20 protein-coding genes are annotated in these 25,364 nt (G+C 61.9%); 13 read left to right on the top strand and 7 right to left on the bottom strand.

Annotated elements, in window-relative coordinates:
• Positions 1 to 362: 362 nt before the first annotated feature.
• Positions 363 to 1,862 (top strand): caspase family protein, encoded by a 1,500-nt coding sequence (locus B9Z31_RS06350; RefSeq protein ID WP_100118696.1) that lies wholly within the window; start codon positions 363 to 365, stop codon positions 1,860 to 1,862.
• Between the two features lie 103 nt (positions 1,863 to 1,965).
• On the opposite strand, the gene gshB is transcribed toward B9Z31_RS06350, so the two are convergent.
• The 3 genes from gshB to B9Z31_RS06335 form a co-directional block, all read right to left on the bottom strand.
• Complete coding sequence (gene gshB / locus B9Z31_RS06345; RefSeq protein ID WP_100118695.1) at positions 1,966 to 2,916, bottom strand: glutathione synthase; 951 nt, start codon at positions 2,914 to 2,916, stop codon at positions 1,966 to 1,968.
• An 84-nt stretch (positions 2,917 to 3,000) separates the two neighbouring features.
• Positions 3,001 to 3,900: a diacylglycerol kinase family protein gene (locus B9Z31_RS06340; protein WP_100118694.1), complete on the bottom strand. Its 900-nt coding sequence runs from the start codon at positions 3,898 to 3,900 to the stop codon at positions 3,001 to 3,003.
• Positions 3,901 to 3,912: 12 nt separating this feature from the next.
• Positions 3,913 to 5,409 (bottom strand): AMP nucleosidase, encoded by a 1,497-nt coding sequence (locus tag B9Z31_RS06335; protein ID WP_100118693.1) that lies wholly within the window; start codon positions 5,407 to 5,409, stop codon positions 3,913 to 3,915.
• A 198-nt stretch (positions 5,410 to 5,607) separates the two neighbouring features.
• On the opposite strand from B9Z31_RS06335, the gene B9Z31_RS06330 reads away from it, so the two are divergent.
• A complete protein-coding gene (locus B9Z31_RS06330; RefSeq protein WP_100118692.1) occupies positions 5,608 to 6,540 on the top strand; it encodes a 3-keto-5-aminohexanoate cleavage protein in 933 nt (310 codons plus the stop codon).
• An 85-nt stretch (positions 6,541 to 6,625) separates the two neighbouring features.
• On the opposite strand, the gene icmF is transcribed toward B9Z31_RS06330, so the two are convergent.
• A complete protein-coding gene (gene icmF / locus B9Z31_RS06325; protein WP_100118691.1) occupies positions 6,626 to 9,916 on the bottom strand; it encodes a fused isobutyryl-CoA mutase/GTPase IcmF in 3,291 nt (1,096 codons plus the stop codon).
• Between the two features lie 181 nt (positions 9,917 to 10,097).
• Here icmF and B9Z31_RS06320 point away from each other — a divergent pair, with 181 nt between their 5' ends.
• Positions 10,098 to 10,532, top strand: coding sequence for a rhodanese-like domain-containing protein (locus B9Z31_RS06320; protein WP_100118690.1), 435 nt, complete (start codon positions 10,098 to 10,100; stop codon positions 10,530 to 10,532).
• Between the two features lie 19 nt (positions 10,533 to 10,551).
• On the opposite strand, the gene B9Z31_RS06315 is transcribed toward B9Z31_RS06320, so the two are convergent.
• Positions 10,552 to 11,991, bottom strand: a complete 1,440-nt coding sequence (locus B9Z31_RS06315) for an amidase (protein ID WP_369804657.1) — start codon at positions 11,989 to 11,991, stop codon at positions 10,552 to 10,554.
• Positions 11,992 to 12,139: 148 nt separating this feature from the next.
• Here B9Z31_RS06315 and B9Z31_RS06310 point away from each other — a divergent pair, with 148 nt between their 5' ends.
• The 7 genes from B9Z31_RS06310 to B9Z31_RS06280 all read left to right on the top strand — a co-directional run bounded on the left by B9Z31_RS06310 (position 12,140) and on the right by B9Z31_RS06280 (position 21,029).
• Positions 12,140 to 13,735, top strand: a complete 1,596-nt coding sequence (locus B9Z31_RS06310; RefSeq protein WP_100118689.1) for an ABC transporter substrate-binding protein — start codon at positions 12,140 to 12,142, stop codon at positions 13,733 to 13,735.
• Between the two features lie 14 nt (positions 13,736 to 13,749).
• A complete protein-coding gene (locus B9Z31_RS06305; protein WP_100118688.1) occupies positions 13,750 to 14,703 on the top strand; it encodes an ABC transporter permease in 954 nt (317 codons plus the stop codon).
• A complete protein-coding gene (locus tag B9Z31_RS06300; protein ID WP_100118687.1) occupies positions 14,703 to 15,578 on the top strand; it encodes an ABC transporter permease in 876 nt (291 codons plus the stop codon). The genes B9Z31_RS06305 and B9Z31_RS06300 overlap by 1 nt, the downstream gene beginning before the upstream one ends.
• Positions 15,578 to 17,203, top strand: a complete 1,626-nt coding sequence (locus tag B9Z31_RS06295; RefSeq protein WP_100118686.1) for an ABC transporter ATP-binding protein — start codon at positions 15,578 to 15,580, stop codon at positions 17,201 to 17,203. The genes B9Z31_RS06300 and B9Z31_RS06295 overlap by 1 nt, the downstream gene beginning before the upstream one ends.
• A gap of 21 nt (positions 17,204 to 17,224) precedes the next feature.
• Complete coding sequence (locus B9Z31_RS06290; RefSeq protein ID WP_100118685.1) at positions 17,225 to 18,724, top strand: M81 family metallopeptidase; 1,500 nt, start codon at positions 17,225 to 17,227, stop codon at positions 18,722 to 18,724.
• A 48-nt stretch (positions 18,725 to 18,772) separates the two neighbouring features.
• Entirely contained in the window at positions 18,773 to 20,191 is a 1,419-nt protein-coding gene (locus B9Z31_RS06285; protein WP_100118779.1) for an amidase, read from the top strand.
• A gap of 64 nt (positions 20,192 to 20,255) precedes the next feature.
• Positions 20,256 to 21,029 carry a type III pantothenate kinase gene (locus tag B9Z31_RS06280; RefSeq protein WP_100118684.1) on the top strand — a complete coding sequence of 258 codons (774 nt, stop codon included), beginning with the start codon at positions 20,256 to 20,258 and terminating at the stop codon, positions 21,027 to 21,029.
• A gap of 36 nt (positions 21,030 to 21,065) precedes the next feature.
• Here B9Z31_RS06280 and B9Z31_RS06275 read toward each other — a convergent pair whose 3' ends face one another.
• Together B9Z31_RS06275 and B9Z31_RS06270 are read right to left on the bottom strand one after the other, a co-directional pair.
• A complete protein-coding gene (locus tag B9Z31_RS06275; protein ID WP_100118683.1) occupies positions 21,066 to 21,734 on the bottom strand; it encodes a TetR/AcrR family transcriptional regulator in 669 nt (222 codons plus the stop codon).
• A gap of 21 nt (positions 21,735 to 21,755) precedes the next feature.
• The gene (locus B9Z31_RS06270; RefSeq protein WP_100118682.1) at positions 21,756 to 22,307 is read right to left on the bottom strand and encodes a phasin family protein; all 552 of its coding nucleotides are present in this window, start codon (positions 22,305 to 22,307) and stop codon (positions 21,756 to 21,758) included.
• 110 nt (positions 22,308 to 22,417) lie between these two features.
• Between B9Z31_RS06270 and rfbB the strand changes: the two genes are divergently transcribed.
• The 3 genes from rfbB to argB all read left to right on the top strand — a co-directional run bounded on the left by rfbB (position 22,418) and on the right by argB (position 25,352).
• Positions 22,418 to 23,488, top strand: a complete 1,071-nt coding sequence (gene rfbB, locus B9Z31_RS06265; protein WP_100118778.1) for a dTDP-glucose 4,6-dehydratase — start codon at positions 22,418 to 22,420, stop codon at positions 23,486 to 23,488.
• Positions 23,485 to 24,375 carry a dTDP-4-dehydrorhamnose reductase gene (rfbD, locus tag B9Z31_RS06260; protein ID WP_100118681.1) on the top strand — a complete coding sequence of 297 codons (891 nt, stop codon included), beginning with the start codon at positions 23,485 to 23,487 and terminating at the stop codon, positions 24,373 to 24,375. The genes rfbB and rfbD overlap by 4 nt, the downstream gene beginning before the upstream one ends.
• 77 nt (positions 24,376 to 24,452) lie before the next feature.
• On the top strand, positions 24,453 to 25,352 hold the full coding sequence (gene argB, locus B9Z31_RS06255; RefSeq protein WP_100118777.1) for an acetylglutamate kinase: 900 nt from the start codon (positions 24,453 to 24,455) through the stop codon (positions 25,350 to 25,352).
• Positions 25,353 to 25,364 lie beyond the last annotated feature (12 nt).

The raw sequence follows: 25,364 nt of genomic DNA, 5'->3' as shown, positions 1-25,364 counted from the left end.
TGCCTGAATCTGAAACGCCTGGCCAGCGGTGAGGCGACCCCCCAATCGGTCACAAAGTGAACCTGATGTAGGGGCTTTCGCGCTCACAAGGGCACAAAGACAAAAGGCGGTGGCGTGTGCGGTGATGGCCATGCCCTTCTCTGTGATATTTTGTTGTTTCTATTACAATTTAAAAACCAAATTGTAAAAAACAACAAAAGTGGTGTGCTTTTGCTCGGGCTGTCCCAGAGCAAGTGGGCCCACAGCGAAAAGCAGACCGGAATCGCCAAGAGATTTGGGAGCCAATTTGGGGCTGTGATGGACACCCATCACGCTGTATTGAACGGCGTTCGCACCCACAACATCAATTGAGTACCCGCTAAATGAAGCTGATTAAAAATGCACGTTCGTATGGGGTGGCGAGCATCGCCGCCATGGCTGCCTGTATGGTGCAAGCGAAAGACATCAATGGCTTGGTGTTGGCTGAGCCGAACGTCCCGGTCAATACCAACGCTTCACTGCAAATCAGTTTCACAACCGAAGACACGTCGCTTTGTGGTGTGGTGATTGATTGGGGAAATGGCACTCAGCAAAGCATTCGCCTGGGCCATGACCAACACAAAACCTCCCCGGCAACGATCAACCACGCTTACCTGAATCCGGGCAACTACAACATCAAACTCGAAGGGCGCTTCATGTCCCGGGGTTTGAATTCCGCCTTGGCTTGCAATGTTTTGACGAAACAAGTGAGCGTGAAAGTGATCGATCCTGCGGCGGAAAAACTGGCCGCAGAAACACGCGCAGCACAACTTGCCGCTGAAGCGGCCACCCAACAAGCCGCTGCACGTGAGAAAGAAGTGGCCGAACGTGAGCGCTTGGCTTTGGCTGCTGCAGAAAAAGCCAAGCAGGATCTGCTGATTCAACAAGCCGCCACGCGCGAGATGGAGTTGAGCCTCAGAGCCCGCGAGTTGGAGCGCCGCGAAGCGCAATTGCGCAAAGATGAAGAAGCGCGCCGCACGCCTGGCACCTCGCGCCCATCGGCCCCTGCGGCCCCTGCGGCCGTGGCACTGTCAGCCAGCGCCGCTGCAGGCAAGGCCAGAGAACAGGCGTCGGTGACGGCTGCTCCTGTGGCTGCTGCCACGCCTGAACCTGTGGCTTCTAATGAGCCCGTCACGTATGCCGCCCGTAAAGCCTTGGTGATTGGCAACGACCGTTATGCGAAGGTGTCCCCGCTCCAAAACGCTGTGGCCGATGCCGAAGCCATGGCCAAGTCGCTGGAGGCGGTGGGCTACAAGGTGTTCAAACACTTGAATGTGGACGAAAAGAAATTCAAGCAAGCCGTGCGTGATTTCCGACAAAATTTGGCGGGTGGTGACGAGGTGCTGTTCTTCTACGCCGGTCATGCCGTGCAACTGGGAAGCGCCAACTATTTGTTGCCCATCGATGTTCAAGGTGAACAAGAAGAGCAAGTCAAAGACGAATCCATTTTGTTGCAAAAGGTCTTGGACGATCTGGAAGAGAAGAAGACCAAGTTCGCCTTGGCGGTGATCGACGCCTGCCGAGACAACCCATTCAAGTCCAGCAAAGGCCGTGCGATTGGCGGCCGTGGCCTTGCGCCCACCACGGCGGCAACGGGTCAGATGGTCATGTTTTCGGCGGGCTCAGGCCAACAGGCCCTTGACCGCTTGGGTGACAACGACAAAGAGAAAAACGGCTTGTTTACCCGCATTTTCATCAAAGAAATGGCCAAGCCAGGCGTGTCTGTCGATCGTGTTTTGCGCAATGTTCGCACCGAGGTCGTGCGCTTGGCCAAGTCCATTGGGCATGAGCAAACCCCAGCCCTGTATGACCAAGCGGTGGGGGATTTCTATTTCAAGCGATGAGCTTGGCTGGGTGCGTCACGGAAAAGTCGTCTTGGGTTCAGCCCCTTTGACGCTCAAGCGTTTGAAGAACCCCACTGGGGAAAGGCCGTGGAAAGAACCTTTTTCAGTGTTCTGAAAGCGCAGCTTCCACCGCATCCATGAACAGCGCCGCCACGTCGCAGCCCATCTGGTCGGTGATTTCCTGAAAGCAGGTGGGGCTGGTCACGTTGATTTCGGTCAGGCTCTCGCCAATGATGTCCAAGCCCACCAGCATCAGGCCGCGTGCGAATAAGATGGGCCCGAGGGCCTCGGCGATTTCGCGGTCACGCGCCGAAATGGGTTGGGCCACGCCCTTGCCACCTGCGGCCAGGTTGCCGCGCACTTCACCGCCTTGCGGAATGCGCGCCAGACAAAACGGCACAGGCTTGCCGCCTATCAAGAGCACGCGTTTGTCGCCTTGCGCAATGCCAGGCAAAAACTTTTGCACCATCACCGTTTGGGCGCCGCCCTGGTTCAGGGTTTCGATGATGGCGCCCAGGTTCAGGCCGTCGGCGCCGACTTTGAAAATACCCATGCCCCCCATGCCGTCCAGCGGCTTCAGAATGATGTCGCCGTGCTTGGCGTGGAATTCGCGGATGTCCGCTTCGCTGCGGGTGACCAAGGTGGGCGCGATGAATTGTGGGAACTCCAGAATGGCGAGTTTTTCAGGGTGGTTGCGCAAGGCCGCTGGGCTGTTGAAGACCTTGGCGCCTTCCCGCTCGGCTTGCGTCAGCAAGTGGGTGGCGTAGAAGTATTCGCTGTCAAAAGGCGGGTCGGTGCGCATGATGACCGCATCAAAGTCATGGAGGTTGGCACGGCCCGTTGAGGTTTCGGTGAACCAGGTGCCGGGCTGCCCGGTGAGCGTGATGTGGCGAACTTGGGCCGACACGGCCTCGCCTTGCTGCCAGCGCACATCGGTCATCTGGCAGGCGACGATCTGGTGACCGCGTTTTTGCCCCTCGCGCATCATGGCGAAGGTGGTGTCTTTGTAAATTTTGAAAGATTCGAGTGGGTCGGCAATGAACAGTATTTTCATGAGCGGTCAGATTTCAAAGTCAATGGGCGAACTGTGACACAGAACGCCAAAACGGGTGTGGACCAGGTGCGAAGGCGGCCGAGATCACCGCCGCACCACGTGCAAGCTGGCCGCTTGGCAGTGGATGCGCACATGCTGGGCTTCACCCAGGTATTCTCCATCGGCCGCCAAAGGAACACCCTGCGCGCAGGCGATGTCCAGCTGACGGTAGGGCCAACAGCCGATGCGCGGGTGCCCCAGATGACGGCCGATCAACAGCCGGGGCAGCATGCACAAGGCGCTCAGTCGGCCAAAGGTGCCCGCCAGCAACGCATCCAGCTGGCCATCGGCCAATTGCGCGTGGGGCACAGCGGGCATGCCTGAGCCAAAGGTCGGGGTGTTCAGGCTGGAGGCAAAGAGGCTGGTGCCCTGGTGTCTCAACTGCCCATCGCTGTGCAGGGTCAGCTCCCAATGGCGCAGGTGGATCAGCTCGTGCAGCGTGGCCCACAGGTAGCGGGGCAAGCCGCGCAGCCAGCTCGGGCCGTTCAGGGCGCGCAGCCCCACAGCGGAGTCAAAACCAGCCGTCAGGCTGGACAGAAAAGGGGTGTCGTGCGTTTGGCCTTGCAGATCACGCCAGTGGGCCAGACCGGTGTCGATGGCTTGCGCGGGGCCTTGCAAGGCCAGGGTCAAGGCTTGCGGCCAAGGCAGGCCATCCACCCCCCATGCCCGGGCACTGTCGTTGCCACTGCCCATGGGCACCAGGCCCACGCTGAGTCGCCGCGCCAACAGCTCGGGCAGCCAGCGGTTGAGTGTGCCGTCACCGCCCACCACCACCACGCGACTGCCTTCGGGCAGCGTCTGCAGCAGCGCCACACTGTCGTGCAGGGCTTCGGGCGCCGCCAGTTGTGCCTCCGGCGCATGCGCGGCCAGCCATGCGCGCAGGGCCGGTAGGCGCCGTGCAGCACGGCCGCCTTGCGCATGGGGGTTGAGCAGGACCAAAGCCATGGCGGCTTGGGTTTACTGGAAAGCGACTTCGGCAAAGCTGCGCAGCTTGCGGCTGTGCAGTTGCTCGGGGCCGGCATCGCGCAACAAGGTCACGGCCCGGATGCCGATTTGGAGGTGCTGATGGACGCGTTCGCGGTAGAAATGGTTGGCCATGCCGGGGAGTTTGATTTCGCCGTGCAAGGGCTTGTCGCTCACGCACAGCAGCGTGCCATAGGGCACCCGAAAACGAAAACCGTTGGCCGCAATCGTGGCGCTTTCCATGTCCAGCGCGACGGCGCGACTTTGGCTGAATCGGCGCTGCGGCGTGTTGTCCGGCAGCAGCTCCCAGTTGCGGTTGTCGGTGCTGGCCACGGTGCCGGTGCGCATGATCCGTTTGAGTTCTGGACCTTCGCACCCGGTGACTTCGGCGACGGCTTGTTCCAGGGCCACTTGAATCTCGGCCAAAGCCGGAATCGGCACCCACAGCGGGAGTTCCTCGTCCAGCACATGGTCTTCGCGCACATAGGCGTGGGCCAGCACGTAGTCGCCCAGCAGCTGCGTGGTGCGAAGCCCTGCGCAGTGGCCCAGCATCAGCCAAGCATGTGGGCGCAGCACGGCGATGTGGTCGGTGATGGTTTTGGCATTGGCCGGGCCCACACCGATGTTGACCATGGTGATGCCGCTGTGGCCTTTGCGCACCAGGTGGTAGCCGGGCATTTGCGGCAGTCGCGGCGGGGTTTGGCCCAGGGCGTCCACGTCCTCGGGCGCCAGGCCCACACGGCGCGTGACCATGTTGCCGGGTTCGACAAAGGCGATGTACTCGCTGTGCGGGTTTTGCATCTCGGCGCGGCCCAGCGCGATGAATTCGTCGATGTAGAACTGGTAATTGGTGAACAGCACATAGTTCTGAAACCAACGTGGCGAGGTGCCGGTGTAGTGGCGCAGGCGTTGCAGCGAGTAGTCAATGCGGGGCGCCGTGAACAGCGACAGTGGTCGCGCTTCGGTGGCTGCAGGCGCGTGCGTGCCGTTGGCAATGCCGTCGTCCATGGCGGTCAGGTCGGGCAGATCGAAGATGTCGCGCATCAGCGCTTGTCGTTCGGGACTCAAGCTGCCTTCCATGTGCTCGTCTTCGGCCCATGAGAAGTGGATGGGAATAGGTTGGTTGCTGGTGCCCACCTGCAGGCTCACGCCGTGGTTTTGCAGCAGCAGCGCCAACTGCGCGCGGATGTAGAAGGCGAAAAGATCGGGCCGCGTGAGGGTGGTTTCAAACCGACCGGGTTCGGCCACAAAGCCGTAGCTCAAGCGGCTGTCCAGCCCCGCGCTTTTGCGGCTGGCGCTGCTGACCTGCACCCGCACAAAGGGGTAAAACCCGCGCACACGGGTGTCCGTCATGTCTGCACCCGCCACAAACTCGCGCATGGCCTGGCGCAGGTGGTTCACGCTGTGCTGGTAGATGTGCTGAATTTGCGCCAGGGCGCTGTCGGCATCGTGGTGCTCGGAAGGGGCGATGAAGGGCGGCAGGTGCTGCATGGGGTGTCCTGAAAAGGTTTGTTGAGTTTAGTGGCTCAGCCACTGGCGATTTGGGTGGGGGTCGATGACGCGGGTGTGGCAAGGCGCAAATCTGGCAGGCCCCCATGTTGCCTGGGTGACCGCAGGTTGGCGGCGGCTCGGGCATGCTCTCAGGCATTCAAGGCGCGTTTCCTTGGGTTCACCGTCAGGAGTCATCTCGTGAGCAAAGCCCGAAAAGTCATCATCACCTGTGCCCCCACGGGGGCCATCCACACGCCCAGCATGTCGCCGCATTTGCCCGTGAGCGCCGACGAGATTGCCGATGCGGCGATTGCCGCCGCCGAGGCGGGCGCGGCGATTTTGCATTTGCACGCCCGCGACCCGGCAGACGGTCGCCCCACCCAAGACCCGGCGTTTTTTGTGCCGTTTTTGCAAAAGATCAAAGCCCACACCAACGCCGTGATCAACCTGACCACCGGTGGCAGCCCGCACATGACGGTGCATGAGCGCATGCAGCCGGCCTTGACCTTCCAACCCGAGGTGGCCTCGCTCAACATGGGCTCGATGAATTTTGGTTTGTTCCCCATGCTGGAGCGCTTCAAAAATTTTGAGCATGAATGGGAGCGTGAGCACTTGGAAAAGAGCCGCGACCTGGTGTTCAAGAACACCTACAAAGACATCGAAACCATTTTGCGCTTGGGTGCTGACAATGGCACCCGCTTCGAGTTCGAGTGCTACGACATCAGCCACCTCTACAACCTGGCCCACTTCCGCGATCGGGGCTTGGTGCAGGGGCCTTTGTTTGTGCAGTCGGTGTTTGGCATTTTGGGCGGCATCGGCCCGCACCCCGAAGACCTGATGCACATGCGCCGCACGGCCGACCGCCTGTTTGGCAACGATTACCAGTGGTCGATTTTGGGCGCTGGCAAAGGCCAGATTGCACTGGCCAGCATCGGTGCCGCCATGGGCTCGAACGTGCGGGTGGGACTGGAAGACTCCTTGTGGATTGGCCCGGGCCAGCTGGCCCAGTCGAGCGCACAGCAAGTGCGCCGCATCCGCACCGTGCTCGAAGCCCTCAACCTCGAGATCGCCACCCCCGACGAGGCCCGCAGCATGCTGGCGCTCAAGGGTGGGGATCGGGTGAACTTCTAAGACGCGGTAGGTTCACTGTCGGGGCTAAAGCCACCGACCTACAAACATCCCGCAGGTCGGCGGCTTTAACCCCAACATGGGTGGTTCACATGTTGCGTCGGTACTGCCCACCCACCTCAAACAGCGCGTTGGTGATCTGACCCAGCGAGCACACCCGCACCGCGTCCATCAGCACCTCGAACACGTTGCCGTTGTCGATCACGGCTTGCTGCAGGCGTTGGAGCATGGCGGGTGACTCGGCGGCGTGCAGGGTGTGGAAGTCGTTCAGGCGTTGGAGTTGGCTCTGCTTTTCTTCTTCGGTGGAGCGGGCCAGCTCAAGGCTTTCGAGCACTTCGTCACCCTTGGGGTTGCGGAAGGTGTTGACGCCGATGATGGGCAGCTCGCCGGTGTGCTTGAGCATCTCGTAGTGCATGGACTCGTCTTGGATCTTGCCGCGCTGGTAGCCGGTTTCCATCGCACCCAGCACGCCGCCACGCTCGGCGATCTTTTCAAACTCGGCCAAGACCATTTCTTCGACCAACTCGGTGAGCTCGTCGATGATGAAAGCGCCCTGGTTGGGATTTTCGTTTTTGGCCAGGCCCCATTCGCGGTTGATGATCATCTGGATCGCCATGGCGCGGCGCACCGAGTCTTCGGTGGGCGTGGTGATGGCTTCGTCAAAGGCGTTGGTGTGCAGGCTGTTGCAGTTGTCGTAGATCGCGATCAGCGCCTGCAGCGTGGTGCGGATGTCGTTGAACTGGATTTCTTGTGCGTGCAGCGAGCGGCCCGAAGTCTGGATGTGGTACTTGAGCTTTTGGCTGCGCTCGTTCGCGCCGTATTTCTCTTTCATGGCCACGGCCCAGATGCGGCGCGCCACGCGGCCGAGCACCGTGTATTCCGGGTCCATGCCGTTGCTGAAGAAGAAACTCAGGTTGGGTGCGAAGTCGTCGATGTGCATGCCGCGCGCCAGGTACGCTTCCACGAACGTGAAACCATTGGACAGCGTGAAAGCCAGCTGGCTGATCGGGTTGGCCCCGGCTTCGGCGATGTGGTAACCGGAGATGGACACCGAGTAGAAGTTGCGCACATCGTGGTGCACAAAGTATTGCGCGATGTCGCCCATCACTTTGAGTGAGAACTCGGTCGAGAAGATGCAGGTGTTCTGGCCTTGGTCTTCTTTCAGGATGTCGGCCTGCACCGTGCCGCGCACGTTTTGCAGCACCCATGCCTTGATTTTGGCCGTCTCGGTGTCGGTGGGTTCGCGGCCGTTCTCGGCCTTGAACTTGTCGATGTTCTGGTCGATGGCCGTGTTCATGAACATGGCCAGGATCGAGGGGGCCGGGCCGTTGATGGTCATGGACACCGAGGTGGTCGGGTTGCACAGGTCAAAGCCCGAGTACAGCACCTTCATGTCGTCCAGCGTGGCCACGTTCACGCCCGAGTTGCCGATCTTGCCGTAGATGTCGGGGCGCAGGTCGGGGTCGTTGCCGTACAGCGTGACGGAGTCGAACGCAGTGGACAGGCGCTTGGCGGGCAGGCCTTCGCTCACCAGCTTGAAGCGGCGGTTGGTGCGGAAGGGGTCGCCTTCACCCGCGAACATGCGCGTCGGGTCTTCGCCCTCGCGCTTGAAAGCAAAGGTGCCTGCGGTGTAGGGGTAGCTGCCGGGCACGTTGTCCAGCATCAACCACTTGAGCACTTCGCCGTGGTCTTCGTATTGGGGCAGCGCCACCTTGCGGATGGTGGTGCCGGAGAGGCTCTTGCTGGTCAGCGCCGTGCGGATTTCCTTGTCGCGGATTTTCACCACGTACTCGTCGCCCGCATAGGCTTTTTGCATGTCGGGCCACTGGGCCAGCAACTTTTTGGCTGAGGGGTCTTGGGCTTCTTCGCGGGCCACGGCCAAATCGATGGCGGCTTCGGCCGCTTTGGCGCGACCCGATTTGCCCACCTCGAGCATGCGGGCGGCTGCGCGCAGCTGCTGGATTTCACGGGCCAGGCGCGACTGGTCGATGGCGCGTTTCTTGTAGCCTCGCACGGTGTCGCTGATCTCGGCCAAGTAGCGGGTGCGGGAAGACGGTACCACCGGGTTTTGGTGGGTGCTGAAGCGCACGTTGACCACGGGCAAGCGGCCTTCGGTGGTGTGCATGCCCAGTTCTGCCAAGCGGGTTTTGAGCGCTTGGTACAAGGCGGTCACGCCGTCGTCGTTGAACCGCGCCGCCATGGTGCCAAACACGGGCATCTGCTCTGTGGGTGTGCTCCAGGCTTCTTTGTTGCGCTGCACCTGTTTGGCCACATCGCGCAAGGCATCCGACGCACCTTTGCGGTCGAATTTGTTGATCGCCACAAATTCGGCAAAGTCCAGCATGTCGATTTTTTCGAGCTGGCTGGCCGCGCCAAACTCGGGCGTCATCACGTACATGGGCACGTCCACATGCGGCACGATCGCTGCGTCGCCCTGGCCAATGCCCGAGGTCTCGACCACGATCACATCAAAGCCTGCGACCTTGCAAGCGGCCACCACGTCGGGCAGGGCGGCTGAGATTTCACTGCCAAAGTCACGCGTGGCCAGCGAGCGCATGAACACGCGGGGGCCTTGTGACCAAGGAGAGATCGCATTCATGCGGATGCGGTCGCCCAGCAGCGCACCGCCGCTCTTGCGGCGGGAGGGGTCGATCGAAATCACCGCCACGCGCAGCGCATCGCCTTGGTCCAGGCGCAGGCGGCGGATCAATTCATCCGTGAGCGAAGACTTGCCCGCGCCGCCGGTGCCGGTGATGCCCAACACGGGCACTTTCTTTTGCGCGGCTTGTTCGCGCACGGCCTTGACCACGCCCGCATCGGCTTTGTCGTTCTCCAAAGCGGTGATCAGTTGTGCCAGCGCACGCCAGTTCATCTCGCCATGGCCTTCGATGGCGTCGATGGTTTTGGGCGCCAAGGGGCTCACGTCCTGGTCGCAGCGCATGACCATTTCGCCGATCATCCCCGCCAAGCCCATTTTTTGGCCGTCTTCGGGGCTGAAAATGCGCACGCCTTTCTCGGCCAAAGCGCGAATTTCGGCCGGCACGATCACACCGCCACCGCCGCCAAAGACCTGGATGTGCTCGCCGCCACGGGCCTTGAGCAAATCGACCATGTAGCTGAAGTATTCGTTGTGCCCACCTTGGTAAGAGCTGATGGCGATGCCCTGTGCGTCTTCTTGCAGGGCCGCGGTCACCACCTCGTCCACCGAGCGGTTGTGGCCCAGGTGGATGACCTCGGCGCCCATGCTCTGCAAGATGCGGCGCATGATGTTGATGGCGGCGTCGTGGCCATCAAACAAAGAAGCGGCGGTGACAAAACGCACCTTGTTCGTGGGGCGGTATTCGGCCAGGGCTTTGAATTCGGCGGACAGGTCGGTCATGAGGGTCTCCGGTAGCGGGGCAGGCTTGCAGCTTTGACGTTGACGTAAACGTCAACCAAAACCCGCATCTTAGCCGCTGCAGCCTGTCCTGTCACTGACGCATTGGCGAGTTGGCGAAAAGCTATGATTTGGACTCAAAAGCCTTTCAAAATGACTTTCCCTATTCTTGGATGAACGCCCCATGACCTCTCCCGCCGCACCTGTACTCCCCCCGCTCCAATCGGCCACAGGCTATGCGGGTGACGTTTCACCCGAGCAGGCTTGGGCCTGGGTGCAGTCGGGTGAGGCCGAACTGGTGGATGTGCGCAGCGACGCAGAACGTGCCTGGGTGGGTTTTGTGCCGGGTGCCCATGCCCTGGCTTGGAAGCAGTGGCCCGGCATGGCAGTGAACCCCGGCTTTGATTCGGGTGTGCAGGCCTTGGGTGCGAGCGGCAAAAAGCTGGTGTTGCTGTGCCGCAGCGGGGTGCGCTCGATTGCCGCTGCCCAGCGCGCCACCGAGTTGGGCGTGCAGGCCTACAACATCCTGGAGGGGTTTGAAGGCGACCCCGACGGCCAAGCGCACCGAGGAACGCTGGGCGGATGGCGTGTGCGCAGCTTGCCTTGGCAGCAAAACTGAGCGGAACGAACCGCCAGGCTCAAACACCCGGCGGGCGGCGGGCGATCATGTCTGAATTCGCCATCTCGTAAGCGTGGGCCAGCTTCAGCAAATCCCAGTCGCCTTGGGGTTTGCCAATCAAGGCCAGGCCCATGGGCAAACCGTTCTGGCCAAAACCTGCAGGCACGCTGATCGAGGGCAGGCCTGCCAGCGTGGCGTAGATCACCACTTCCATCCAGCGGTGGTAGGTGTCCATGCTTTGCCCAGCAACCGTTTGGGGCCAGCGCAAGCCCACATCGAAAGGCCACACCTGCGCAACCGGAATGGCCAGCACGTCGAATTGGTCAAACAGGGCCAACATGCTTTGGTAAAAGCGCGTGCGGCTGGCACTGGCAGCCAGCAGTTGGGTACCGGTCAAACCCAGGGACTGCTCGTGTTCCCAAAGGGCTTCGGCTTTGATGTGTGCTCGGTTGGCCGGGTTGAGCAAGAAAGGGGCGATGCGCGGACCGACCAAAGCTTGCCGCCAGACCAACCAAGTGCGCCAAATTTCTTCGGGGGGCATGCCCAGTCGGGCTTCGTCCACGCTGCAGCCCATCCCCGAAAAACTGTTCAGCGCGGCTTGGCAGACGTCGAGAATCCCGTCTTCCATCGGCAAGTAGCCCTGCAAATTGCCCAGCCAACCCATGCGCAAGCCTTTGGGGTTGCTGGCCAGAGATCCTGCAAAGACGGCAGGGTCTTGCGTCAGGCTCAAGGGGCTGGACGGGTGCGCACCCGCTTGCACCGACAGCAGCATGGCCAAATCCGCCACATGGCGGGCCATGGGGCCTTCGGTGGGCAATTGGGCCACGAACACATCTTGCGCGGGCGACATGGGCACGCGGCCTTGTGAGGGGCGCAGACCAAACACATGGTTCCACCCCGCGGGGTTGCGCAAGCTGCCCATGAAGTCCGAGCCGTCGGCCACCGGCAACAAGCGCTGGGCCAGCGCCACCGCTGCACCACCGCTGCTGCCGCCTGCCGATTTGCCGGGGTTCCAGGCGTTGCGGGTGGGGCCAAACACTTCGTTGAAGGTGTGCGACCCCAACCCAAACTCGGGCGTGTTGGTCTTGCCAATGACGATGGCGCCAGCGGCTTTCATGCGCTGAACCATGAGGCCATCTTCAGGGGCCACAAAGTCCTTCATGAGGGGGCTGCCCAGCGTGGTGCGCACGCCTTTTGCATTCGCCAAATCCTTGATGGCTTGGGGCATGCCATGCATCCAGCCCATGGACTCGCCGCGGGCCAGCTGCGCATCGCGCTCGCGCGCTTGCGCCATCAACAACTCGGGTTCTTGCAGGCTGACGATGGCGTTCGATTGCGGATTCAGTCGCGCAATGCGCGCCAGTGTGGACTGCATCACTTCTTGGCATGACACCTGCTTGAGGTGTATGGCGCGGGACAAATCGACGGCGGAAATATCAGGGTTGACCATGTGTGGCACTTTCGGATTGATTTGTATTATGAAAGCGGTCAAAGGGTGATCGGCCACTGGTGAAAACCCCGACTTGGATTTGCGCAAAGGTGACGCTGCTTCGTTTTGAAAGCTGTCATCATGATTTTTCAACTGTTCCTTTTTTGGAGATCTGATCATGAAGAGACGTGTTCTGTTTGCTGCAACGGGTTTGTTGGGGTTGAGCATGCTGGCCCCCGTGGTGGCCCAAGCCCAAACCCAAACCCCAGACAACAAGGTGTTCCGCTTTGTGCCGCACGCCAACTTGGCGGTGCTCGATCCGATCTGGACCACGGCCTACGTGACGCGCAACCACGCGTACATGATCTACGACACCCTGTTTTCTGAAGACGCACAGGGCAACATCAAGCCCCAGATGGTGGACACCTACACCAACTCGCCCGATCGCAAGACCTGGACATTCAAGCTGCGCAGCGGCCTGGAGTTTCACGATGGCAAGCCGGTCACCAGCGAAGACGTGGTGGCCTCGCTCAAGCGTTGGGCCAGCCGCGACGCCATGGGCGGCATCCTGAACACCTTCATCGACCGTTACGAAGCACCCGATGCCAGCACCTTCCGTCTGATCCTCAAGGAGCCCAGTGGCATCGTGATCGACGCTCTGGGCAAGGCCTCGTCCAACGTGCCTTTCATCATGCCCGCTCGCATTGCGGCCACGCCAGGCGCCGAGCAAATCAAGGAACACATTGGCTCGGGCCCCTTCATCTTCAAGGCCGACGAATTCAAGCCCGGTGCTTTGGCGGTGTACACGCGCAACGCCAAGTACAAGTCACGCGCTGAAGCGCCCAGCGGCATGGCCGGTGGCCGTCCGGTTAACTTTGACCGTGTGGAATGGGTCATCATCCGCGACCCGCAAACCCAGTTCAACGCCATCAAAGCCGGTGAAGTGGACATGGTCGAGCAGCCCAGCTTTGAGCAGTACGAAACCTTGAAGAAAACCGAAGGTTTGAAGATCGATGACTTCTCGCCAGCAGGCTTGCAGTTCATCATGCGCTTCAACCACCTGCACAAGCCCTTTGACAACCCCAAAATCCGTCAGGCGGCCATGGTGGCGATGGGGCAGCAGGCTTACATCAACACCCAAATTGGGGTGCCCGAGTTGGGCAAGCTGTGCCGCAGCATCTTCCCTTGCGGTACGGTGTACGCCGATGAAAACACGGGCTATTTCACCGGCGTTGCCAACCCGGCCAAAGCCCGCGAAATGCTCAAGGAAGCGGGTTACGACAACACGCCTGTGCTCTTGATGCGCCCAACCGATCTGGCCTCGATTGCCAAGATTCCTTTGGTGGCCAAGCAGCAGCTCGAAGCGGCAGGCTTCAAAGTGGACTTCCAGCAAATGGACTGGGCTTCTTTGGTTGCCCGTCGCGCCAAGAAAGACGCGCCTGCCGCTGGGGGCTGGAACGCATTCCTGACCGCCTGGACAGCCGGCGACATCTCCAACCCGCTGGCCATGGCCATGCTCAACGCCAAGGGCGACACGGGTTGGTTCGGTTGGCAAAACGAGCCCCGCTTGGAGACCCTGAAGGCCAGCTTCGCCCGTGCAAGCTCGGCTGAAGAGAAAAAGAAACTGGCCAGCCAAATTCAGGCCGTGGCCTTGGAGACCGCCACCCACGCGCCCTTGGGTCAGTACCGCTCGCCCACGGTGATCCGCAGCAATGTGAGTGGCATTTTGCAAACCCCCGGTATCCCGGCCATGTGGAACATCAAGAAAAACTGACCAGGTTCTGAGCGATGTTTCAATTCGTCCTGCGCCGCTTGTTGGCGGTGCTGCCGGTCCTGCTCGTCGTCTCGCTGGTGGTCTTCCTCATCTTGAGGTTGGCCCCCGGTGATCCGGCGGCGGTGATTGCGGGCAACAGCGCCACCACCGAAGACATCCACCGCATCCGCGAACAACTGGGCCTGGATCGCTCGATCCTGTCCCAGTACTTCATCTGGATCGGTCGGGTGTTTCAGGGCGATCTGGGGTATTCGTATTACCTGAGCAAGCCCGTCACGGAGCTGATCGCCCAGCGCATCGAGCCCACCTTGTCCTTGGCCGCGGGCACCTTGGTGCTGGCCATCGCGGTGGCCATTCCGCTGGGCACCATCGCCGCTTGGCGCATGGGCGGCTGGCTTGACAAAATCCTGTCCGGGTTTTCGGTGGCTGGGTTTTCGGTGCCGGTGTTCGTGGTGGGTTACTTGCTCATTTACCTGTTTGCCATTCGCCTGGAGTGGTTGCCGGTGCAGGGCTACAAAGCTTTGTTCGGGCCGCGCAGTGTCGGGGTGTGGGATTGGATGCGGCAGCTGGTCTTGCCCTGGATGACGCTGGCCATGATTTATGTGGCGCTGATCGCCAGGGTGACCCGGGCCAGCGTGTCCGAGGCGCTGACCGAAGACTACATCCGCACGGCACGGGCCAAGGGCCTGAGCGAGCGCGTGGTGCTGCTGCGCCACGCCCTGAGCAATGCGGCGGTGCCCATCGTCACCGTCATCGGCATTGGCGTGGCCCTGCTCATTGGGGGGGTGGTGGTGACCGAGACGGTGTACGCCATTCCCGGCCTGGGCATGCTCACGGTGGATGCGGTGCTCAACCGCGACTTCCCGGTGATCCAGGGTCTGGTGCTGCTGTTTTCCTGCGCCTATGTGTTCATCAACCTCATGGTCGATTTGAGCTACCTCTTTCTTGATCCGAGGATCCGTTACTGATGTCCCTCTCTCATCGTTTGTGGGCCAATGGCTCTATCCGGTTTGGTGCCGTGGTGCTCGGGTTCATGGTCCTGGTGTCCTTGCTGGCGCCTTGGCTGGGCACGGTGGACCCGTCCGCCATGGACTCCAACTTCATCAACAAACCCGCAGGGCTCCAAGGCGACTTCACTTTGCTCGACGGCAGCACGGTGGCCCACACCTTCTGGCTGGGCACCGACAGCTTTGGCCGCGACCTGTACAGCCGCGTGGTGTATGGGGCGCAAGTGTCTTTGCTGGTGGGTGGTTTCACCGCTGCGCTGGCGCTGGCGCTGGGCGGGTTTTTGGGCATGTTGGCCGGTTACTTCCGGCAAGTCGATGCGGTGCTGATGCGTTTCATGGATGGGCTGATGGCCATTCCCGCCATCTTGCTGGCCATTGCGCTGGTGGCCGCGCTCGGCGCTCAGGTGGGCACCGTGGTGGTGGCCATTGCGATTCCTGAGGTGCCGCGGGTGACCCGTCTGGTGCGCTCTTTGGTGCTGAGTTTGCGCGAAGAGCCTTTTGTCGAAGCGGCCCGTGCGCTGGCCACCCCCACGCCCGTGATTTTGTGGCGACACATCTTGCCCAATGCTTTGGCGCCCTTGATCGTGCAAGGCACTTTTGTGGCCGCTTCGGCCGTGCTGACCGAGGCGATTTTGAGTTTTCTGGGACTGGGCCTGCCGCCTGACATCCCCACATGGGGCAACATCATGGCCGAGGGGCGCGTGCAGTTCAGCCAGTATCCGGGCAACGTGCTCTACCCGGCTTTGTTTTTGGTGCCGACGGTGTTGGCCGTGAATTTGTTGGGCGATGGTTTGCGCGACGTGCTCGATCCCAAGTTTGCGAAAAGGGGCGCGTGATGAGCACAGCATCTCCTACTCCGGTCCTCTCCATTCGCCAGCTGTCGGTGGCCTTGCCTGCCGGGGGGGATCGGGTGCATGCGGTGCACCAGGTGTCCCTGAGCATCTTGCCGGGTCAGACCTTGTGTGTGGTGGGCGAGTCGGGCTCGGGCAAGTCGGTCATGGCCACCACCGTCATGGGCTTGTTGGCCAAAGAACTGCGCCCCAGCGAGGGTGAGATTGTGTTGCAGGGCGAGTCCTTGCTCGGTGCCTCTGCGGCACGTTTGCGGGCCTTGCGGGGGCGCAGCATGGGCATGGTGTTCCAAGAACCCATGACGGCGCTCAACCCCGTCATGACCTGTGGTGACCAAGTCGATGAATTGCTCTCGACCCACACCGATTGGCCCAAGAGCCAGCGCCGCGCCGAAATTCTGCGCATTTTTGAGCGTGTGCGTTTGCCAGACCCCGAGCGCATGCTGCGCAGCTACCCCCACCAACTGAGCGGTGGTCAGCGCCAACGCATCGTGATCGCCATGGCCGTGGTGCTCAAGCCCGCCCTGATCATTTGCGACGAGCCGACCACGGCGCTCGACGTGACCACGCAAAAGGAAATTTTGCGCCTGATTGCCGACCTGCAGCGCGAACAAGGCAGTGCCGTGCTGTTCATCACCCACGACATGGGCGTGGTGGCCGAGATTGCCGACGATGTGTTGGTGATGAACCAGGGCGAAGCCGTGGAAGGCGGACCCTGTGAGCAGGTCCTGCGCCGCCCCCAAGCCGCCTACACACGCCAGTTGCTTGCCGCCGTGCCGGGCATGATGCCGCCTGCGGCCAAACCCGCCTTCCAAGGCCAGGCCCTGTTGTCTGGGCAGGGGGTGGGCAAAACCTATGCCAGCCGCGACTGGATGGGCCGCAACCGCGCCACCGCTGCGCTGCAAAACGCCCATGTGGCCGTGCACGCAGGCGAGACGGTGGGCATCGTGGGCGAGTCCGGATCGGGCAAGTCCACTTTTGCCCGCTGCCTGATCCGCCTGATCGACCCGACCGAGGGCCGCATTCTTTGGGGCGAGCAAGACGTTGCCGCCTTGCCCGAGGGCCGTTTGCGGCCATTGCGCAATCGGGTGCAGGTGGTGTTTCAAGACCCCAACCGTTCGCTCAACCCGCGCCGCACGGTGGGCCAGTCCATGGTCGAAGGGGCCATGAACTTTGGCCAGTCGCGCGCTGAGGCCCAAGCCTTGGCCGCCGAGTTGATGGCGCAGGTGCGCCTGCCGGTCGAAGCGCTGCAGCGTTACCCCAGCCAATTCAGCGGCGGACAACGGCAACGCCTGGCCATTGCCCGTGCACTGGCTTGTCGGCCCCAGGTGCTGGTGGCCGACGAGGCGGTGAGTGCCTTGGATGTGAGCGTTCAGGCTCAGATCCTCAATTTGTTGCGCGAAATCCAGGCGCGACTGGGACTCGGTTTGCTGTTCATCACGCACGACTTGCGGGTGGCGGCCCAGTTGTGTGACCGCGTGATCGTGATGCACCAGGGCCACATCGTCGAAGAAGGCCCAACGGCCCAGTTGTATGCCAACCCTCAACAAGACTACACCCGCCGCCTGCTCCAGGCGGCGCCTGCCGCTTTACCGCCGCTCGAAGCCGCCTGAGCGCTCACACCCAACGCAGCCATGACCCGAATCCTGATCGCTGGTTACCAGCACGAGACCAACACCTTTGCGCCCAGCCTGGCCGATTGGACGGCCTTCCAAAGTGGCGAGGCTTTTCCGGCCTATGTGCGTGGGCAGGCCATGCTGGACCAGATGACGGGTGTGAACATCCCGGCGGGCGGCTTCATCGACGCGGCCAAGCGCGAAGGCTGGCAGTTGCTGCCTTCGGCATGGGCCGGGGCCACCCCCTCGTCGTATGTGACCGAAGACGCGTTTGAGCGCATCTGCAGCGCCATCCTTGAAGACGTGCGTTCGGCCTTGGTGCAGGGCCTGGACGGCGTTTATTTGGACTTGCACGGCGCGGCTGTGGCCGAGAATGCCGACGACAGCGAAGGCGAGCTCATCGCCCGCATCCGCGCGCTGGTCGGCCCACGGGTGCCGATCGTGGCCAGCTTGGACTTGCACGCCAACGTCACCGACAACATGCTGCGCCTGTCAGATGGCCTGGTGGCCTACCGCACCTACCCGCACATCGACATGGCCGAGACCGGTGAGCGGGCCGCCTTGCTGCTGCGCGAACATTTGCGTGCAGGCAGCAAGCGCCCCATGCAGGCGCGTCGCCTGCCGTTTTTGATTCCGCTCAACGCCCAAAGCACCTGGATGGCCCCGGCCAAAGACCTGTACGACGAGATGATCGCGCTGGAGTCACAAACAGGCTGCATGCTCAGTTTTTGCATGGGTTTTCCGGCGTCTGACTTTGCCGAGTGCGGCCCGGTGGTCTGGGGGCACGGCCCGCAGGCGCAAGCCGCGGTGCAGCGCTTGTTTGAACGCGTGGCCGAACCTGGACAGTGGCGCCCCGATGTGCTGTTGGCCCGTGAGGCCGTCACGCAAGCCTTGGCCACGGCCGAGCGGTCTGCGGCCCCTGTGGTCATGGCCGACACGCAGGACAACCCGGGCGCAGGGGGTGACAGCAACACCACGGGCATGCTGCATGCGCTGCTGCAACAAGGCGCGGGCCAGCGCTGGCCTGGCCAAGTGGCGCTGGGCTTGTTGTACGACCCTGACGCCGCCCGCATGGCGCATGCGGCAGGGGTCGGGGCCAGCCTGCAACTGGCCTTGGGCAAAGCGGTGCCGACCTTCACCGGCGAGGCGAGTGACCCGCCTTTGCAAGGGCGCTTCATGGTGCGGGCTTTGGGCCCCGAATACTGCGAGCTCAAAGGCCCCATGATGACCGGCATGAAAGCCCACATCGGCCCATGCGCCTGCCTGGAAATAGACGGCGTGCTGATCGCCGTGTCCAGTGGCAAATGCCAAATGCTCGACCGCGAATTGTTTCGCGCCGTGGGCATCCACCCCGAGCAGATGAAGCTGCTGGTCGTCAAAAGCTCCAACCATTTCCGGGCCGACTTCACCCCCATCGCCAGCCGCGTGCTGGTGGCCAAAGCGGCCGGCCCCATGGCCGCCGATCCGGGCGACTTGCCCTGGAAAAAACTCAGTCCGAACACCCGTACCCGGCCTTGAGGCGGCGGGTCGGTCTGGCTTTTGAACTTTTTTGAAGAGGCACACCCCATGAGCGCGACACCCCAAGACCTGACCCAAGTTCCCGCCCACGAACTGCTGGCGCTGTACCGCAGTGGCCAGGCCTCACCGGTGGAAGTCACCCAGGCCGTGCTGCAGCGCATCGAGCGTGTCAACCCGAAAATCAACGCCTTTTGTCTGGTGGATGAGCAGGCCGCTTTGGCCAGCGCACGAGCCAGTGAAACCCGTTGGCAAGCCCACCGCCAACAAGGCACGCCCGTGGGCGCTTTGGACGGTGTGCCCACTTCCATCAAGGACCTGATCCTGACCCAAGGCTGGCCCACCCTGCGCGGCAGCCGCACCATTGACCGCAACCAGCCCTGGGATGTGGACGCGCCCGCCACCGCCCGTTTGCGCGAAGCGGGGGCTGTTTTGCTGGGCAAAACCACCACCCCTGAGTTTGGGTGCAAGGGCGAGACCAACTCGCCAGCGACAGGCATCACCCGCAACCCCTGGAATTTGAACCACACGCCTGGCGGCTCTTCGGGGGGGACGGCGGCGGCTGTGGCGGCAGGCCTGGGGCCCATGGGCGTGGGCACCGACGGTGCGGGCAGCGTGCGCATCCCGGCCGCCTTTTGCGGCAATGTGGGCTTCAAACCCAGCTTTGGCCGCGTGCCCGCTTATCCCCTGTCACCGTTTGGTTCGGTGGCGCATCTGGGCCCGCACACCATGAGCGTGCGCGACGCCGCCTTGATGACCAATGTGCTCAAGCAGCCCGATGCCCGCGACTGGACGGCGCTGCCCCCCGACGCGAGCGACTACACCGTGGGCCTGGAAGACGGCTTGCGTGGCTTGCGGATCGCCTATTCACCCACCTTGGGTTATGCCAAAAATGTCCATCCCGAGATCGCTGCGGCGGTGGCGGCGGCTGTGCAACAACTGCAGGCCTTGGGCGCGCAAGTGGCGCAAGTTGACCCCGGTTTCGAGGACCCCCTGGAGATCACCACCGGCCTGTGGTTTTTGGGTGCCTACACCGTCTGGCAAGGTTTGAGCGCCGCGCAGCAAGCCGTGGCTGACCCGGATTTCCAGACCGAGGCCGAGTTGGGCGCGCAACTGAGCGCCTTGCAAATCCAGCAACTGAACCAAAGGCGTGGCGTGTTGGGCTCGCACATGCGCCAGTTCATGCAACGCTATGACCTGCTGGTCACGCCCGCCGTCTCGATCCCCGCGTTCGAGGCGCGTGCAGCTGGCACCGTGCCCATGAATCCGGCGTCCATGTTGGGCTGGACGCCTTTCAGTTACCCCTTCAATTTGACCCAACAACCGGCCATCACGGTCCCCTGTGGTTTGACCCGTGAGGGCTTGCCCATGGGTTTACAGATCGTGGGGCCGATGTTTGGCGATGCGCTGGTCTTGCGTGCGGCCAGGGCTTATGAGTCGGTGATGCCCGTGGTTCGCCCCGCCATTTGACGGGAAGCGGCGAGAACTGCTTCGCACGGCGTCCATCGGCGCTGAAACTCATTATCATCGCCGGATGACATTTTTAGCCATCGATGTGGGCAACACGCGCCTGAAATGGGCGCTTTACGACCAACCCAGCCCCCAGGGCCAATTGCTGGCGCATGGCGCCGAGTTTCTGGAGAACATCGACCGCCTGTCCGAAGGCGCTTGGGCGCAGTTGCCCAAGCCGGACCAGATGCTGGGGTGCGTGGTGGCTGGCGATGCGATCAAACGCCGGGTGCAAGAGCAAATGGACATTTGGGACGTCACCCCGCATTGGGTGGTGCCCAGCGCCCAAGAGGCGGGACTGACCAATGGCTACGACCACCCCTCGCGCTTGGGCTCAGACCGCTGGGTGGCCATGGTGGGTGCACGTCACCGTTTGCTGGCCTGCGGTCCTGCACGCCCCTTGGTGGTGGTCATGGTGGGAACGGCTGTGACGGTCGAAGCCATCGACGCCGATGGCCGGTTTTTAGGCGGGCTGATCTTGCCTGGCCACGGCATCATGCTGCGGGCGCTGGAATCCGGTACAGCCGGTTTGCATGTGCCCACCGGCGAGGTGACCCCTTTCCCCACCAACACCAGCGATGCCCTGACCAGTGGCGGCACTTACGCCATTGCCGGGGCTTGCGAACGCATGGTGCAGCACCTGCGCGAACGCACCGGGCAGGAGCCCCTGTGCATCATGACCGGCGGTGCGGGTTGGAAAATGGCCCCCAGCATGTCGCTTCAATTTGAGCTGGTGGACAACCTGATTTTTGACGGCTTGCTGGCTTTGGCGGCTTTGCGGTTCACGGCAAGGCCCTGAGCGCTCGCAAGAAGCGGAAGGCCTCGAGCGGCGGCTTCAGCGCGTGTCGTTGGCGCTGTAGGCCGAGCTCAAGGCTTGCAAATGCGTTTGCAGATCCTGACTGGCCATGTAGGGCGTCAGCAGGGCCAGCACATGCTGTGCACCCCGTGTCAGGGCCAAGCCCGCACTGGCCGGCTCCAGCGCTTGCCGAGGGTTGCGCACATATTCATAGCTGAGCCAATAGGTCACCATCACCGACATGCTGGCCGACAGGGTTTCGATGCTGTCCGCGTCGATTGCCATCAAGCCCGCCGATGCCAAAGACTCCAGCAATTGCCTGAACGCCAAAGTTTGGCGCTCCAGCACGGCATGGAAATGCGTCTCCAAGTGGCGGTTACCCGAGAGCAGGTTGTTCAGGTCACGGTACAAAAACCGGTGGTTCCACACTTGCTCAAACAGGGAGTGCAAAAAGAACCAGGCGTCTTCGATGTCGCGCACATCGGGTGCGGCATCCAGCAGCGCCAACATCGACACTTCGTATTGGTCAAACAAGTGGTTGACCAAGGCATCCTTGGACGCAAAGTGGTAGTACAGATTGCCTGGGCTGATGTGGAGTTCGGCAGAAATCAGCGTGGTGGAAACGTTGGGCTCGCCAAACCGGTTGAACAAGGCCAGCGTGACCTCGGCAATCCGCTCGGCGGTTCTGCGGGGGGCTTTTTTGGCCATGTCGGTGCGCCCTGCCAGTTCTTAGGCGGACTTTGACCGGGTTTTCTGGGCGGGTGTTCGGACGGCTTTGGGGGCGGCTTTTGGGGCCGCCTTTGTGGCCACTTTGGGGGCCGCGGTTTTTGCTGCCGCCTTGGCGGGCGCTTTCTTCGCGGATGCAGAGGACGGTTTCTGCGCTGCCGCCCATTGAGTTTCGAGTTGCGCCACGCGGTCGCTCAGCATCTGAATGTCCAAGAGGGTTGGCATGCCCAAGCGGTGCAAGGCCTTGGCCACCCGGTCTTCAAACAAATGCTCCAGTTTGTCGACGCGGCCAGTGGCCTGTTGGCCAAAGTCGGTGGCCAAATGGCTCAGACGCTCGGTGGCTTCGTGCAGGCGTTGCTGCGCCTCAGCCTGGCTTTTGCGCTGGAACGCCAAACCGTCGCTCAACAAGGTCTCGATGGCTTTGCTGCCTTGCTCTTGGGCTTTGGCCATGGCGCCCAAACCGGCCAGCCAAACATGCTGGGCCGGCGGCGGGGTGCTGCCCTGTGGCGCAGAGGCGCTGCTGGTGTTGCGTGTGGGGTCTTTTGATTTGGCCATGGTGCACTTCCTGAACAAGGTGCCACTTTAACCTGCGTTCAGGCGCAATGCTTCTAAAATCGCCAGACCGTGGTGCCGCGTCCCGTGGCACCCAGCAGATCCGCATCCTCATGACCCTTCTCGTCACCGGCGGCGCCGGCTTCATTGGCGCCAACTTTGTCCTCGATTGGCTGGCCGCCAGCAACGAGGCCATCATCAACCTTGACAAACTCACCTACGCGGGCAATCCCGAAACGCTGGCCAGCTTGCAGGGCGATGCGCGGCACCAGTTGGTGCAAGGGGACATTGGAGACGGCGCATTGGTCAGCCGCTTGTTGGCCGAGCACCGCCCGCGCGCGGTGGTCAACTTTGCGGCAGAAAGCCACGTCGACCGCTCCATCCATGGCCCGGGCGAGTTCATTGACACCAACATCGTGGGCACCTTCCGCATGCTCGAGTCGGTGCGTGCATATTGGACCGATTTGCCCGCCGCCGAGAAATCGGCTTTCCGCTTTTTGCACGTCTCCACCGATGAGGTCTATGGCTCTTTGGCCAAAGGCGATCCGGCCTTCAACGAAAACCACCGTTACGAGCCCAACAGCCCCTACAGCGCCAGCAAAGCGGCCAGTGACCATTTGGTCCGCGCTTGGCACCACACCTATGGCTTGCCGGTGCTGACCACCAACTGCTCCAACAACTACGGGCCCTATCACTTTCCGGAAAAGCTCATCCCGCTCATGGTCGTCAATGCCTTGGCAGGCAAGCCACTGCCGGTGTACGGCGACGGCATGCAAATCCGCGATTGGCTCTACGTCAAAGACCACTGCAGTGCCATTCGCCGCGTGCTGGAAGCCGGGCGTTTGGGCGAGGTCTACAACGTGGGCGGCTGGAATGAAAAGCCCAACATCGAGATCGTCCAAACCATTTGCCAACTGCTCGACGAGATGCGCCCCAAGTCCGATGGCACCTCTTACGCGGAGCAAATCACCTATGTGACCGACCGTCCAGGTCACGACCGTCGCTACGCCATCGACGCCCGCAAGCTCGAAGCCGAGCTGGGCTGGAAGCCTGCCGAGACCTTTGAGACGGGTATCCGCAAAACCGTGGCGTGGTATTTGGCCAACCCCGAGTGGGTGGCCCATGTGCAAAGTGGCGCATACCGCGAGTGGGTCAGCAAGAACTATGCAGAGCGCCAAGCATGAAGATCTTGCTGCTGGGGAAAAATGGCCAAGTGGGCTGGGAGTTGCAGCGCAGCTTGGCCCCGCTGGGCGAAGTGCTGGCGCTGGATCGGCACAGCACCCCTTGGTGCGGTGACCTGAGCCAGCCCGAGCGTCTGGCCCAAACGGTGCGGGACCTCCGACCGGACGTGGTGGTCAATGCGGCCGCGCACACGGCGGTGGACAAAGCCGAGTCCGAGCCTGAACTGGCCCGCTGCCTCAATGCCACCGCCCCCGCAGCCCTGGCGAAAGCCGCTGCCGAGGTGGGCGCTTGGTTGGTGCATTACTCCACCGATTACGTGTTCAATGGCCAAGGCGACCAGCCTTGGCAAGAGGGCGGCGCCACGGCGCCTTTGAGTGTTTACGGACAAACCAAACTGGAGGGTGAGCAAGCCATTGCCGCCGCGTGCGCGAAGCACCTGGTTTTTCGGACCAGCTGGGTCTATGCGGCGCGGGGTGGCAACTTTGCCAAAACCATGTTGCGATTGGCCGCTGAACGCGAACGCTTGACGGTCATCGACGACCAGCACGGAGCGCCCACCGGCGCCGATTTGATTGCCGATGTCACCGCGCACGCCATCCGTTGCGTGTTGCAGCAGCAAGATCTGGCGGGTGTGTACCATTTGGTGGCGGCCGGCGAGACGACTTGGCACGGCTACGCCAGCCACGTGATCGCCACCGCCCGCCAGATCAAGCCCGATCTGGCCTTGCAAGTCAAGGAGGTGGCGCCCGTGTCCACCGCGTCCTTTCCAACGCCCGCACAGCGTCCTTTGAACTCTCGGTTGAGCACACACAAGCTGCAGCAAAGCTTCGGTTTGGTGCTGCCACCTTGGCAACAAGGCGTCGACCGCATGCTCGCGGAGATGCTGTGATGCACCTTGGGCATGCGGCACAATGCCTGCCAAACGCTTGAGCCTTGTTTTCCATTTTTTGCTGGATGCTTTTGAACATGACCGACACCACCAAAACCGCTGCCCTGGCCCCGCATGACCAAGCCCAAATTTTGGCGCAGGCCATGCCCTATATCCGCAAGTACCACGGCAAAACGCTGGTCATCAAATACGGCGGCAACGCCATGACGGACCCGGCGCTGCAACAGGCTTTTGCCGAGGATGTGGTGCTGTTGAAACTGGTCGGCATGAACCCGGTGGTGGTGCATGGCGGCGGACCGCAGATCGAAACCGCATTGAAGCGCCTGGGCAAGACCGGCGAGTTCATTCAGGGCATGCGCGTGACCGATGCAGAAACCATGGAAGTGGTCGAGTGGGTGTTGGGCGGCGAAGTGCAGCAAGACATTGTGGGCATGATCAACCGCGCGGGCGGCAAGGCCGTGGGCCTCACAGGCCGCGACGGTGGCTTGATCCGCGCCAAAAAACTGCGCCTGGTCGACAGCCAAGACGCAAGCATTGAGCACGATGTGGGCCAGGTCGGCGAAATTGAAAGCATTGACCCTTCGATCTTGACCTGCCTGCAGGACGACGCCTTCATACCCGTGGTCAGCCCCATTGGCTTTGGTGTGAACAACGAGAGTTACAACATCAACGCTGACGTGGTGGCCGCCAAACTGGCCACCGTTCTTCAAGCTGAGAAATTGCTCATGCTCACCAACATCCGTGGCGTGCTGGACAAAGAAGGCCAGTTGCTGACCGAGTTGACGCCCAGCCGCATCGACGAGTTGTGTGCGGACGGCACCATCAGCGGCGGCATGATCCCCAAAATCGCAGGGGCATTGGATGCCGCCAAGAGCGGCGTCCATGCGGTGCACATCATCGATGGGCGTGTGCCGCACGCAATGCTGCTCGAAGTGTTGTCCGAGCAAGCCTTTGGCACCATGATCCGCAGCCGCTGAATGCTGCAGCCA

The organism is Limnohabitans sp. G3-2 (assembly GCF_002778275.1).
Taxonomy (GTDB): domain Bacteria; phylum Pseudomonadota; class Gammaproteobacteria; order Burkholderiales; family Burkholderiaceae_C; genus Limnohabitans_A.
This window is presented reverse-complemented; position numbering and strand designations above follow the sequence as displayed.